16 protein-coding genes are annotated in these 11756 nt (G+C 53.2%); 14 read left to right on the top strand and 2 right to left on the bottom strand.

The features are described from left to right. The first annotated feature begins 33 nt into the window (after positions 1-33). From ffh to rpmE, 10 genes are all read left to right on the top strand, one after another. Entirely contained in the window at positions 34-1533 is a 1500-nt protein-coding gene (ffh, locus tag AB9F27_RS02910) for a signal recognition particle protein (RefSeq protein ID WP_039001619.1), read from the top strand. Then, entirely contained in the window at positions 1534-2076 is a 543-nt protein-coding gene (locus tag AB9F27_RS02905; protein WP_335586034.1) for a GNAT family N-acetyltransferase, read from the top strand. A gap of 64 nt (positions 2077-2140) precedes the next feature. Beyond that, positions 2141-2437 carry a chorismate mutase gene (locus AB9F27_RS02900; protein ID WP_335586033.1) on the top strand — a complete coding sequence of 99 codons (297 nt, stop codon included), beginning with the start codon at positions 2141-2143 and terminating at the stop codon, positions 2435-2437. 57 nt (positions 2438-2494) lie between these two features. Continuing rightward, on the top strand, positions 2495-2881 hold the full coding sequence (gene rpsP, locus AB9F27_RS02895; protein ID WP_335586032.1) for a 30S ribosomal protein S16: 387 nt from the start codon (positions 2495-2497) through the stop codon (positions 2879-2881). Between the two features lie 21 nt (positions 2882-2902). Beyond that, positions 2903-3532: a 5,6-dimethylbenzimidazole synthase gene (gene bluB, locus AB9F27_RS02890; protein WP_335586031.1), complete on the top strand. Its 630-nt coding sequence runs from the start codon at positions 2903-2905 to the stop codon at positions 3530-3532. A 9-nt stretch (positions 3533-3541) separates the two neighbouring features. Further along, positions 3542-4060: a ribosome maturation factor RimM gene (gene rimM, locus AB9F27_RS02885; RefSeq protein ID WP_335586030.1), complete on the top strand. Its 519-nt coding sequence runs from the start codon at positions 3542-3544 to the stop codon at positions 4058-4060. 245 nt (positions 4061-4305) lie between these two features. Beyond that, the gene (gene trmD, locus AB9F27_RS02880) at positions 4306-5130 is read left to right on the top strand and encodes a tRNA (guanosine(37)-N1)-methyltransferase TrmD (RefSeq protein WP_335586029.1); all 825 of its coding nucleotides are present in this window, start codon (positions 4306-4308) and stop codon (positions 5128-5130) included. Positions 5131-5216: 86 nt separating this feature from the next. After that, positions 5217-5633 carry an MAPEG family protein gene (locus AB9F27_RS02875; RefSeq protein WP_335586028.1) on the top strand — a complete coding sequence of 139 codons (417 nt, stop codon included), beginning with the start codon at positions 5217-5219 and terminating at the stop codon, positions 5631-5633. 345 nt (positions 5634-5978) lie between these two features. Further along, positions 5979-6356: a 50S ribosomal protein L19 gene (gene rplS / locus AB9F27_RS02870; protein WP_039001659.1), complete on the top strand. Its 378-nt coding sequence runs from the start codon at positions 5979-5981 to the stop codon at positions 6354-6356. An 11-nt stretch (positions 6357-6367) separates the two neighbouring features. Continuing rightward, on the top strand, positions 6368-6589 hold the full coding sequence (rpmE, locus tag AB9F27_RS02865; RefSeq protein ID WP_039001611.1) for a 50S ribosomal protein L31: 222 nt from the start codon (positions 6368-6370) through the stop codon (positions 6587-6589). A gap of 71 nt (positions 6590-6660) precedes the next feature. Here the strand turns inward: rpmE and AB9F27_RS02860 are convergent, their stop codons facing one another. Then, on the bottom strand, positions 6661-6939 hold the full coding sequence (locus tag AB9F27_RS02860) for a hypothetical protein (RefSeq protein ID WP_335586027.1): 279 nt from the start codon (positions 6937-6939) through the stop codon (positions 6661-6663). A 191-nt stretch (positions 6940-7130) separates the two neighbouring features. Between AB9F27_RS02860 and AB9F27_RS02855 the strand changes: the two genes are divergently transcribed. Beyond that, the gene (locus tag AB9F27_RS02855; RefSeq protein ID WP_039001609.1) at positions 7131-7943 is read left to right on the top strand and encodes a division plane positioning ATPase MipZ; all 813 of its coding nucleotides are present in this window, start codon (positions 7131-7133) and stop codon (positions 7941-7943) included. A 3-nt stretch (positions 7944-7946) separates the two neighbouring features. Here the strand turns inward: AB9F27_RS02855 and AB9F27_RS02850 are convergent, their stop codons facing one another. Further along, positions 7947-8819 (bottom strand): MurR/RpiR family transcriptional regulator, encoded by an 873-nt coding sequence (locus AB9F27_RS02850; protein WP_335586026.1) that lies wholly within the window; start codon positions 8817-8819, stop codon positions 7947-7949. Between the two features lie 141 nt (positions 8820-8960). On the opposite strand from AB9F27_RS02850, the gene AB9F27_RS02845 reads away from it, so the two are divergent. Genes AB9F27_RS02845 through AB9F27_RS02835 form a run of 3 tightly spaced genes read left to right on the top strand, consistent with a single transcriptional unit; the run spans position 8961 to position 11742 of the window. Further along, the gene (locus tag AB9F27_RS02845) at positions 8961-9734 is read left to right on the top strand and encodes an N-formylglutamate amidohydrolase (RefSeq protein WP_335586025.1); all 774 of its coding nucleotides are present in this window, start codon (positions 8961-8963) and stop codon (positions 9732-9734) included. Next, positions 9731-10240: a TRAP transporter small permease subunit gene (locus AB9F27_RS02840; protein WP_369757515.1), complete on the top strand. Its 510-nt coding sequence runs from the start codon at positions 9731-9733 to the stop codon at positions 10238-10240. The genes AB9F27_RS02845 and AB9F27_RS02840 overlap by 4 nt, the downstream gene beginning before the upstream one ends. Then, positions 10240-11742 carry a TRAP transporter large permease subunit gene (locus AB9F27_RS02835; protein WP_335586024.1) on the top strand — a complete coding sequence of 501 codons (1503 nt, stop codon included), beginning with the start codon at positions 10240-10242 and terminating at the stop codon, positions 11740-11742. Before AB9F27_RS02840 ends, AB9F27_RS02835 begins: the two co-directional genes overlap by 1 nt. Positions 11743-11756: the final 14 nt, after the last annotated feature.

Here is an 11756-nt window from a genome sequence, read left to right as displayed (position 1 = left end):
TGGGCAAATGGTAATGGCGAAGGAGCCGCGATAATGTTTGAAAACCTATCTGAACGTCTTGGTGGCGTCTTTGATCGGCTCACAAAACAAGGCGCCCTCTCTGAGGATGACGTCAAAACAGCTCTGCGCGAAGTGCGCGTCGCCCTGCTTGAGGCCGACGTTTCCCTGCCCGTTGCCCGCGATTTCGTTAAGGCTATCCAAGACAAAGCCACTGGCCAAGCGGTTACCAAATCCATCACCCCCGGTCAGCAAGTCGTCAAAATCGTCCACGACGAACTCGTTCATGTCCTCACGGGCGAAGGCGATCCGGGTGCGCTCAAAATTGATAACGCCCCTGCCCCGATCCTGATGGTCGGTCTGCAAGGCTCCGGTAAGACCACCACCACCGGTAAACTCGCAAAACGCCTGACCGAGAAAAACGGCAAACGCGTGCTGATGGCCTCGCTCGATATTTACCGTCCTGCGGCGCAACAACAGCTTGCGATCCTTGGCACCCAAATTGGCGTTGATACCCTGCCCATCGTGGCCGGCGAATCCGCTGTTCAAATCGCCAAACGCGCCAAACAACAAGCCACCCTTGGCGGCTACGACGTCTATATGCTCGATACCGCGGGCCGCTTGCACATCGACGAAACCTTGATGCAAGAAGTCGAAGACGTGCGCAACGCGGTCAACCCGCGCGAAACCCTCCTCGTCGTTGACGGCCTCACAGGCCAAGTCGCGGTCGAAGTGGCCGAAGAATTCGACGCCAAAGTCGGCATTACCGGCGTGGTCCTCACCCGTATGGACGGCGACGGTCGCGGTGGTGCTGCTCTCTCTATGCGGGCCGTCACGGGCAAACCGATCCGCTTTGTCGGCCTCGGCGAGAAAATGGACGCGCTCGATACCTTCGAGCCTGACCGTATCGCGGGCCGCATTTTGGGGATGGGCGATATCGTCGCCCTCGTTGAAAAAGCCCAAGAAACCATCGAGGCCGCACAGGCCGAACGCATGATGAAACGGTTCCAAAAGGGCCAATTCAACATGAACGATCTCAAATCCCAACTTGAGCAAATGATTAAGATGGGTGGCATGGAAGGTATCATGGGGATGATGCCGGGCATGGGCAAAATGGCCAAACAGGCACAAGGCGCTGGTATGGACGACAAAGTCCTCACGCGGCAAATCGCGCTGATCCAATCGATGACCAAAAAAGAGCGCGCCAACCCTGCCCTCCTGCAAGCGTCGCGCAAAAAGCGCATCGCCAAGGGTGCGGGTCTTGAAGTCTCCGACTTGAACAAACTTCTCAAAATGCAGCGCCAAATGGGCGACATGATGAAGAAGATGGGCAAGGGCGGCATGCTCAAACAGGCGATGAAAGGCATGTTTGGCAAAGGCGGTATGCCCGAGGGCATGGACCCCTCGCAAGCCATGGGTCAAATGGATCCAAAAGCGCTGGAAGCGGCGGCCAAGCAAATGGGCGGCAAACTTCCGGGTCTTGGCGCACCGGGCGGCTTGCCCATGGGCCTCTCTGGTTTTGGGAAAAAGAAGTAAATGAACAAGGCGCCCGTCATAAAAACCAAACGGCTCGTTTTGCGGGGACATATCCTCGCAGACTTCGAACCGTTGCGCGCGTTTTTTGACACGGACCGCGCAAAGTTCGTTGGGGCGCCGATTTCCGATGCCCGTCTGTGGCAAGGCTTCGCCGCCGACGTCGGCGCGTGGGAGCTTTTGGGCATGGGCGGCTGGGCCATCACCCTGCCCGATGGCACGATGATCGGCCAAATCTCCGTGAACCAACCCAAGCATTTCCCCGAAGTCGAATTGGGCTGGATGTTATTTGAGGGCCACAGCCGCAAAGGCTATGCCGCCGAAGCCGCGATCGCCGTGCGCAATTGGGCCGTTGCCAACCTTCCCCTGACCTCGCTGGTCAGCTACATCGACCCCGAAAACGGACGCTCCATTCTACTCGCCGCCAAGCTCGGCGCGCGTATCGACAACAAAGCAACAAAGCCCCAAAACGAAACCTGTTTGGTCTTTCGTTATCCGTTGGCTGCCGTCGACGACACCGACGGTTCTGTGGAGGCCTACGCGTGAAAAAAATCATATGCAAAACATATGCAATTCATATGGCAAACTCATCGCTGTTTTGGGGGGTCAAATGACCGATAATATCACCCGCGCCGCCGAGGTTCTAAAGTCGCATCGCGAGAGCATCGACCGCCTCGATGCCATCCTTGTTTATACTCTGGGCGAGCGGTTTAAACACACCCAAGCCGTGGGCGCCCTCAAGGCCGAACACGCGCTCCCGCCCTCCGATCCTACCCGTGAAGCGGCGCAAATTGCCCGCCTCGAAGATCTCGCAAAAGAAGCAGGTCTGGACCCCGAATTCGCTAAGAATTTCTTGAATTTCATCATTCAAGAAGTGATTCAACATCACAAAAAACATACTGAATAATCAAACAACCCCAGACATAAGATGCTGGAAACAAATAAAACTTAGGAGACTACTACTATGGCTATGAAAATTCGCCTTGCCCGTGGCGGCAGCAAAAAACGCCCTTTCTACCGTGTTGTCGCAGCAGACAGCCGTATGCCACGCGATGGCCGCTTCATCGAGAAATTGGGCACATATAACCCCCTTCTCGCAAAAGACAGCGAAGAGCGCGTACAGCTCGACCTTGAGCGCGTAAAACATTGGCTTGACCAAGGCGCGCAACCTTCTGACCGCGTAGCACGTTTCCTCGAAGCCGCTGGCGTTCTTGAAGCAAAAACACGCAGCAACCCTAAGCGCGCAATCCCAGGCAAAAAAGCCACAGAACGCGCCGAAGAAAAAGCCGCTAAAGCAGTAACAGCAGCCGAAGCTGCCGCTGCACCAGCAGAAGAAGTATCTGCCGAGTAATCAAATAGTTAGGTCCAAATCATGCCCGAGTTTTCAGACGAGTTTCGGCAAGACTTGGGCCAACTTTTTCGGTGGCGGCGCGATGTGCGCCGCTTCCGCACAGACCCCGTCGATCCCGCGTTAGTCGACCTCTGCCTCGCCAGCTTTTCGCTCGCCCCCTCGGTGGGATTGTCCGAACCTTGGCGGATCATAAAAGTACACAGCGCCCAAGCCCGCGCTGCCGCTTTGCAAAACTTTGAAATTGAAAACAAAAAAGCCCTTGAGGGTCAGGTCGGTGACCGCGCAAAACTCTATGCAAACCTCAAACTTTCCGGCATGAAAGACGCCCCTGTTCAACTGGCTATTTTCTGCGACGAGAGCACCGAAAAAGGCGCAGGTCTGGGCGCACAAACCATGCCGGAAATGCGCCGATATTCGGTTGTTTCGGCCGTTACGCAAATGTGGCTTCTTGCCCGCGCGCATGGTCTTGGCGTAGGTTGGGTATCCATCCTTGACGCCCCAAAACTTTGCGCCGAACTAGACGTGCCAAAAGACTGGCGACTCGTCGCTTTTCTGTGCATGGGTTGGCCCGAAGATGATATGGATAGCCCCGAACTTGAACGCGCTGGATGGGAACAAAGAGCTCCCCATTTGACCGTCGAAACCCGTTAGGAGACCGCAGTGTCCAAAGACAAAATTTGTGTGGGTGCCTTTGCGGGTTCCTACGGCGTTCAGGGCGAAGTGCGCCTCAAGAGTTATTGCGCGGATCCCGCCGCCATCGAGACTTATGGCTTGCTCTCTTCTGAAGATGGCGAGATCGAATATATTGTTGGCATAACCCGCGCTGTAAAGAACGGATTTTCCGCCCGCGTCGAGGGTATCTTCACCAAAGAACAGGCTGATGCGCTCACAAACACACTGCTTTATGTAGATCGTGACGTTCTTCCAAGCTTGCCGGATGATGAGTTTTATCACAGTGATCTCATTGGGTTAGATGTTTTGGATACCGGCGGAGCCCTCCTTGGTAAAGTCCAGAAGGTTGTCAACCACGGCGCCAGCGACATTCTTGAAATTGCGGGCCCAAATCTGAAGGCCACCGTCCTTATGCCCTTTACACATGCGGTGGTTCCGACCGTCGATCTGGCGTCTGGCCGCTTGATTGTTGACCCGCCCGAGGGCGTGTTTCCTGATGACGACTAGGATCATCATTCACGCAGGGTTTTACAAAACTGGAGCCACGTCGCTTCTGGCCTATTTTGAGCGAATCTCAGCCCTGTTTGGGGACCAAATATTCTATTGCAGTCGCGACCAATTGTCCGACGCTGCCATCGCGGCCCCGCAAAAGCACTCCTTGATTTGCTCTGGATGCAGGACAGTCTCCGTGCAAAACTTTCACCTGCACGGCGCGAAAACACAGGCAACACGCTAAAAACAAGAGATATTTCATGACAATCCCACCAATGAAAAGAGCCCTCGCCACAAAGTCCCACGGCCGTTTGTCTATAAGCACGTCCCTGAAACCACGCGAATTGATGACGGACACCCCCCGCCTAAAGGGTGCGTGGACCGCCAAGATCGTCACGCTTTTTCCGGAAGTTTTTCCGGGGATATTGGGTGCATCTTTGACGGGGAAGGCCTTAAAGGAGGGGCTTTGGGCGCTGGAGACCATCGACTTGCGTAGCTATGGCGACGGACGGCACAAAAACGTCGATGACACGCCGTCAGGAGGGGGTGCGGGGATGGTATTGCGGGCCGATGTGGTTGGCAAAGCGCTAGAACATGCGACACACGGCGCACCAAAGGATCGCGCGCGCTGGCCTGTTATTTATATGTCACCACGGGGCAAACCGCTTACGCAAGCGATGGCCCAGAAGTTCGCACAAGCCGAGGGAATGACCATCCTGTGTGGACGGTTTGAGGGCGTGGATGAACGTGTTTTGGAGCATTATGAAATCGAAGAGGTGAGCCTTGGGGATTTCGTTTTAACCGGTGGTGAAATTGCCGCCCAAGCCATGATTGACGCCACGGTGCGGTTGCTGCCGGATGTCCTTGGAAATCACGTGTCGACCGAAGAAGAGAGCTTTTCAAACGGCCTACTAGAACACGCACAATACACGCGTCCTGCGATTTGGGAAGGCCATGAAATCCCAGCGGTCCTCACCTCAGGCAACCACGCGAAAGTTGAAAAATGGCGCCACGAGCAGTCAGAAAAAATCACGCGAGATCGGCGTCCAGACCTATGGGAAGCCTACCAGAAACGGCCTAAATGACGGGCGCCCTAAGCGTGGAAGACCTTGACATACCTAGGCTTTCCTTCCCCTATTGAAACACAGAAACTCATTTAGGGAGAACTCAAATGGAATTTGTAGCCGCCTATTCGACCGCGATACTATCGCTCCTCGTGTTTGTTTTAATTGTTTTGGTTCAAGGCGCAATGGTGGGGGCCGCCAAGGCATCGGCCGCGATCACCCCCGGAAGTTCACCCAAAGCCGACTATGAGACCGCGTTGTATCGCCTAGATCGTTCGCACCAAAACGGCGTGGAGAACTTGGCCGCCGCGGCGATTGCGTTGTTTTCATGCATACTCGTTGGCGCCCCAAGTTGGTGGGTCAATCTATTGATGGTCCTCTTCCTTTTGGGACGCATCGTTTACGCGCTGATCTACTTGAGAAACGTGGGAAAGCCGACGCAAGGCATCCGAACAGGGGTTTATGTCTTTAGCTGGGCAATGATCGTCATCCTGTGCTGCATGGCAATTTTGTCCCTTATTTAACGGGGCTTTCCTTAGGTCTTCGCAGGCAACTTTGTGGTCGCTTGGGGCTTGCCCCTAGGCCTTTTTGCGCCTATACCGCGCAGACTTGAGATGAGAAAACTGGGTGGATGATTCTGTTTGGGTTCTTGTTTCAGGTACTAAGGGCTATCCCTAACGCGGGGCGCGTCAAACCAAACATTCTTCTGTTTGGGTGTTATGTGCATCAACCGCTTGTGGGCTACCTCTCAAAGGAATGACGATCTTATCTCTGGCGGGCTGATTTTTCGGGACCCGGTGAATGACCAAGAGCACTTAGACCGCACAAACTTCGTGGAAAAAACCGCGAGCATTTATGGAGTAAATCAGATGAACCTGATTGCACAATTGGAAGCTGAGCAAGTCGCAAACCTTGCAAAAGACATTCCAGATTTCAAAGCGGGTGACACTATCCGCGTTGGTTACAAGGTAACCGAGGGCACGCGCTCTCGTGTACAGAACTACGAAGGCGTTTGTATCGCCCGTAAAAACGGTTCCGGCATTGCTGGTTCGTTCACAGTTCGCAAAATTTCTTTTGGTGAAGGTGTAGAGCGCGTATTCCCACTGCACTCCACAAACATCGACAGCATCACCGTGGTTCGCCGCGGTAAAGTCCGTCGCGCCAAATTGTACTATCTGCGTGAACGTCGTGGTAAATCCGCACGTATCGCCGAAGTTACAAACTATAAACCCAAAAAAGAAGCGTAAGGAAAAGGGCCATGAAAAAAGATATTCACCCCGACTACCACTTCATCAACGTCAAGATGACAGACGGTACAATCGTTCCTATGCGTTCGACATACGGCAAAGAGGGCGACCAGCTTTCCTTGGAAATCGATCCCTCCGTGCACCCCGCATGGAATGGCGGCAGCTCGCGTCTTTTGGATGCTGGCGGACGTGTTTCCAAGTTCAAAAACAAATACGCTGGTCTTGGCTTCTAAGCTGTCCACGATATTTATCAAAAAACCCGGCTGTTTTGCAGTCGGGTTTTTTTGTGCGCATTTCTGACGGCCTATGCTTCTGCAAGAGATTGGTTAAGACCGTTCCACTCGTCGGTTAAAGTTCCTGTCGGAGTTTCCTGCCCGCCCATACGATCCCAATATCCCGCATTTGGGATGTCGCCCTCTATGCGGTGACACAAAGCATGAATGCGGTTCATTATCTGGACGTCCTCATAGGCCTGACAGATTTCATGCGCAGCTTCCCAATGCGAACCCAAAGCAAGTTCCCCTTGTTTCAAATGATCCAATGCGGTGCGCGCCAAACCTGTCATATCATTACTTTCCGTCATAATTCTCTCCCGTAAAATACTCGTGAAGGAACTATACGCCTACAGCGAATTCTGGCGAGCATAATTCCAATCCAATGCCGACAATCTTTCATATTCTCTTGCCGCCTGCGATGGCTTCCCATAAGGAAAATCACAACATATAGTGTCCCCATTAGCTGGGGCTACTGGCAGGACTTTGAAGGGGAAAAGATTTGGCGCATATTATCGTTGTGGGGAATGAAAAAGGCGGTTCAGGCAAATCGACAACTTCGATGCATCTGGCAACGGCGCTGGTTCGCATGGGGCATTCGGTTGGGGCGCTTGATCTGGATTTGCGTCAAAAAAGTTTTGGTCGGTATATCGAAAACCGCAAAGCCTATGCAGAAAAGCATGATCTCACGCTCGCCTGCCCTGATTACCAAGACCTTCCCGAAATCGACTCCACCGCTCTCGAACCCGGTGAAAATATCTATGACCACCGCCTGTCAGCGGCCGTCGCGACCTTGGAGCCAACCTGCGATTTTATTCTTATTGACTGTCCGGGAAGCCATACGCGCCTGTCCCAAGTTGCGCACTCGCTTGCCGACACATTGGTTAGCCCGCTCAACGATAGCTTTGTGGATTTCGATCTTTTGGCCCGTGTGGACCCCGAAACAAACAAAATCCTCGGACCGTCGGTTTATTCGGAAATGGTGTGGAACGCGCGGCAACTGCGTGCTCAAGCTGGTCTGCCGCCGATTGATTGGATCGTTGTGCGTAACCGTCTTGCCGCGCAAAACATGCATAACAAGATAAAAATGGGCCAAGCGATGGAAGACCTTTCCAAGCGCATTGGCTTTCGCACTGCGAACGGTTTCGGCGAGCGGGTCATTTTCCGCGAATTGTTCCCCAAGGGCCTCACGCTACTCGACCTGCGCGATATCGGTGTCAAAGGCCAGATGAACATCTCTAACGTCGCGGCCCGTCAAGAGCTGCGCGAGTTGGTCAAAGTCCTTAAACTTCCCGGCGTCGAAGTCGACTTCTAGATCCTAGGTAAACTTCCGAAAAAATCGGGTGCGGTCGAACATATCTTCGAGCGCTTCCATCCGTGGCCGCGTGGTATCCCACGTGCGCTCCTGTACCGATGCCACCACCGTTTCCAACAAAAGCATAGGCACAATAGAGCTGTCCCAAGCAGAAGGCACGATAATGCGACAGCTAAATGTATGTGTCGCAATCTTCTCGATCGGCGATTGCCATTGATCAGTGAACAAGATGATTTTCGCGCCCTTCTCGGCGGCAAGTTCCGCGAGTTTAAGCGTCGAGTTTTCATAGCGCCGCACGTCGAAAATCACCACGACATCACCTTCTTTGACCTCAAGAAGGTAGTGCGGCCATGCATTGGATATTGACTGAATATGGGTCACATTTGGACGCAAAACCTGCATGTGGAGGAAAAAGTAATCCGCCAAAGCGCGCGTAATACGACCGCCCACAACATAGATTCCGCGATCCATATCCGCCAAAAGGTCGCAAGCTTCGTCAAAGCCCGTCGTTTCAATTTGCCCCAAGGTCTGGCGGATATTTCCCATAACCGCATCGGTGAAACGATTGAGAATATGCTCGGTGGGCGCACGCCCCGCCCATGTATCGTGTTTTTCTATCGGGTCAGAAATCTGCGCTTGCAACTCGCCGCGTAGTGCACGTTGAAATTCAGGGAACCCCGAGAAGCCAAGCTTCTGTACCATCCGTACGACCGTTGGCGTCGAAACCTCCGCGTCGTGAGCGACCATCGTGATCGAGCCAAGACCTGACATGGGATAGTTTTGCAGGAGCGAATCCGCAAGTTGGCGTTCCGCGCGGGTCAGGTTTGCGAAGCTGGCACGCAGAATATCGGATATAGTCTCTGGTGTACTGGTCAAAATAGGCCCCTTTTTTATGCGTATACCAAGGGAATGCGTTTTCGTGAAGGAAATGCTTTCGTAAAAGAGTTGACAGAGTGATGCGTTCTGAAACAATACTTTCAAAGCGCCATCTTTGGAAGCGTTGATTTGGGTGGGTGAATGTTAAGACTAGAAGACATCGAGGGGAAACCGGCCGTATTCGTAAACCGCGAAGGCGCGACGCCCATCGCAATTGTTTGCGAACACGCGTCGCGGTTTATTCCAACGGAATTTGACGGCTTGGGGCTGACGGATGTCGCGCGCGAAAGTCACGCAGCGTGGGATCCGGGCGCTTTTGACGTTGCGCAGATGTTGGCTCTTGGCCTCAACGCCCCACTCGTTGCTTCAGGTGTTTCGCGGCTTGTTTACGATTGCAACCGCCCACCTGAAGCGCTCGATGCGATGCCCGCCAAAAGCGAACAGTTTGATGTTCCTGGGAATCTTGCCCTGACCGAGGCCCAGCGCGCTGCGCGTACAAAAAACTACTACGTACCATTTTGCGCCGCCCTCACTGAGATGATGGCAACAGGCATTGAAGCCATCGTAACGGTCCACAGTTTCACCCCTATTTATCACGGCACCCCCCGCGCCGTCGAATTAGGTGTTTTGCACGATTCTGACAGCCGTCTTGCCGACGCGATGCTCAAGAACGCCCCCCAAGAAACAACCCTTTTGACCCTGCGCAACGAACCCTACGGTCCAGAACACGGGGTGACCCACACGCTCAAAGTTCATGGCGTTGAAAATGGCATTGCGAATGTTATGCTCGAAATCAGGAACGACCTTTTAGCGACGCCAGAGCAACGACAGGAAATTGCGCAAATGCTTTTACGGATTTTGAGGAAGTCTCTTAACGACATTGGTGTTCCGACCCCTCAGGAGTCGACAGAATGATCCCATTTATCCGTGTATATGTCCGCATTGTTGACGGCTTCAATCGTCGCCTTGGGCGCATAACAATGTATGGGATTTTCGTAATGATCGCGATCCTCATGTGGTCGTCTGTCTCCAAAATCGCCTTCAATCCTTCGCTTTGGACGCTAGAAATCGCGCAGTTTGCCATGGTCGCCTATTACATGCTTGGCGGTCCTTATTCGATCCAAGAGGGCGCGAATGTGCGGATGGATTTGTTTTATGGCGAGTGGTCGACGCGGAAAAAAGCGTGGTTTGACGTTTTCACGGTGCTATTCCTCATCTTCTATCTCGGTGTCTTGCTTTATGGCGCCTACGACAGCACCGCTTATTCCTTCAAATACGGCGGCGAGCGCTCGCCAACCGCTTGGCGTCCGTACATGTGGCCGATCAAAATCACGATGTGCATTGGGATTTTCTTGATGCTTTTGCAGGCGATTTCCGAACTCCTCAAAGATATTGCGACCCTCAAGGGAGTACGCCTCTAATGTCCTACGAAATGATCGCAATCTTCATGTTTGCCACCATGATGCTAATGATGATGACCGGCCAACGGGTGTTTGGCGCGATCGGCGGCGTCGCGGCGGTTGCCGCCCTAACCCTTTGGGGTACTGGCGGTAGTGATATTCCATTCTCCAGCGCGATGAAGCTGATGAAATGGTACCCCCTACTCACGTTACCGATGTTTATTTTCATGGGCTATGTCCTGTCGGAAAGTAAAATTGCCGACGACCTCTATAAAATGTTCCACGTTTGGATGGGGCCACTAAACGGCGGGCTCGCTATTGGCACGATCGGCTTGATGGTTTTGGTTTCGGCTATGAACGGCCTTTCGGTGGCGGGGATGGCGATTGGGGCGACGATTGCCCTACCTGAACTTCTGCGGCGTGGGTATGACAAGAGGATGGTGACGGGGGTTATTCAAGCGGGGAGTTCGCTAGGAATTCTTGTACCGCCTTCGGTCGTGCTTGTGCTTTATGCGATGATTGCGCGCCAACCCGTCGGGCAGCTATGGCTTGCCGGAGTGGTTCCGGGCTTGATGATGGCCGCTATGTTCATTCTTTATATCGTGATCCGCTGCAAACTGAATCCAGAGCTTGGACCCGCGATGAAGCCCGAAGACTTGGCCGAATATGACCGCGTCTCGGAACATCCTTTGCGGATCAATTTTGTAATCATCGCCGCCTTTTTGATGCTCCCCTTCCTTCTGCAAGCAGAGTCTGTTACGGCCAAAACCATCCTTGTGCTCGCGCTGGCAGTTGGTGGGCTCGCCTATGTGACCCGCAGCATACCTCTTTTCTATAAGGACGTTTTTCTCAAAGAAAAGAACCGCCTTCTGTTCTCGGGCCTCCTCCCCCTCATCATCTTTTTTGCGATGATGGTTCCCTTTGTAAATGGCTGGACAAGCCTTGTGGAAAGTTCTGCGATTGGCGCAATGACGGCCTTTTTGGCGGCGGTCCTTAAGGGGCGGATGAACTCTGAAGTTTTCGAGAACTCCGTGCGCAACACGTTGCTGATCTCCTGTATGTTCATGTGGATTATCCTCGCCGCACTCGGCTTTGGCGCGGTGTTTGATGGACTTGGCGCGGTGAAGGCTATCGACAGTCTATTCACCGATCAACTTGGCTTAAATCCTTGGATGATCCTGATCCTGATGCAGCTTTCGTTCCTTATTATGGGGACTTTTCTTGACGATACTGCGATGCTTGTGATTGTGGCACCCCTGTATGTGCCCTTGGTGCAAGTCCTTGGGTTTGACCTGATTTGGTATGGTGTCCTTTACACAATCACGACACAAATTGCTTATATGACGCCGCCTTTTGGCTATAATCTGTTCCTGATGCGGGCCATGGCTCCACCGGAAATCACCCTTAAGGACATCTACGGCTCAATCCTGCCGTTTGTGTTGGTGATGCTGTTGGCGCTGACCTTGATTATGCTTTTCCCACAGATCGCTTTGTGGCTTCCAAATTACGTTTACGGCAAATAATTTCAACGACCCCG

This window comes from Falsihalocynthiibacter sp. CO-5D18, assembly GCF_041205445.1.
GTDB classification, from domain to species: Bacteria; Pseudomonadota; Alphaproteobacteria; order Rhodobacterales; family Rhodobacteraceae; genus Falsihalocynthiibacter; species Falsihalocynthiibacter arcticus.
The sequence above is the reverse complement of the archived record's forward strand: the minus strand, read 5'-3'. Positions and strand labels throughout refer to the sequence as shown.

What these genes read in the sequence shown, in the direction of transcription:
- AB9F27_RS02835 (WP_335586024.1), top strand. Translation starts at nt 10,240, where the DNA reads ATGTCCTACGAAATGATCGCAATCTTCATGTTTGCCACCATGATGCTA.
- AB9F27_RS02845 (WP_335586025.1), top strand. Translation starts at nt 8,961, where the DNA reads ATGTTAAGACTAGAAGACATCGAGGGGAAACCGGCCGTATTCGTAAAC.
- AB9F27_RS02840 (WP_369757515.1), top strand. Translation starts at nt 9,731, where the DNA reads ATGATCCCATTTATCCGTGTATATGTCCGCATTGTTGACGGCTTCAAT.
- AB9F27_RS02905 (WP_335586034.1), top strand. Translation starts at nt 1,534, where the DNA reads ATGAACAAGGCGCCCGTCATAAAAACCAAACGGCTCGTTTTGCGGGGA.
- rpsP (WP_335586032.1), top strand. Translation starts at nt 2,495, where the DNA reads ATGGCTATGAAAATTCGCCTTGCCCGTGGCGGCAGCAAAAAACGCCCT.
- AB9F27_RS02875 (WP_335586028.1), top strand. Translation starts at nt 5,217, where the DNA reads ATGGAATTTGTAGCCGCCTATTCGACCGCGATACTATCGCTCCTCGTG.
- AB9F27_RS02900 (WP_335586033.1), top strand. Translation starts at nt 2,141, where the DNA reads ATGACCGATAATATCACCCGCGCCGCCGAGGTTCTAAAGTCGCATCGC.
- rplS (WP_039001659.1), top strand. Translation starts at nt 5,979, where the DNA reads ATGAACCTGATTGCACAATTGGAAGCTGAGCAAGTCGCAAACCTTGCA.
- rpmE (WP_039001611.1), top strand. Translation starts at nt 6,368, where the DNA reads ATGAAAAAAGATATTCACCCCGACTACCACTTCATCAACGTCAAGATG.
- bluB (WP_335586031.1), top strand. Translation starts at nt 2,903, where the DNA reads ATGCCCGAGTTTTCAGACGAGTTTCGGCAAGACTTGGGCCAACTTTTT.
- AB9F27_RS02860 (WP_335586027.1), bottom strand. Translation starts at nt 6,939, where the DNA reads ATGACGGAAAGTAATGATATGACAGGTTTGGCGCGCACCGCATTGGAT.
- trmD (WP_335586029.1), top strand. Translation starts at nt 4,306, where the DNA reads ATGACAATCCCACCAATGAAAAGAGCCCTCGCCACAAAGTCCCACGGC.
- ffh (WP_039001619.1), top strand. Translation starts at nt 34, where the DNA reads ATGTTTGAAAACCTATCTGAACGTCTTGGTGGCGTCTTTGATCGGCTC.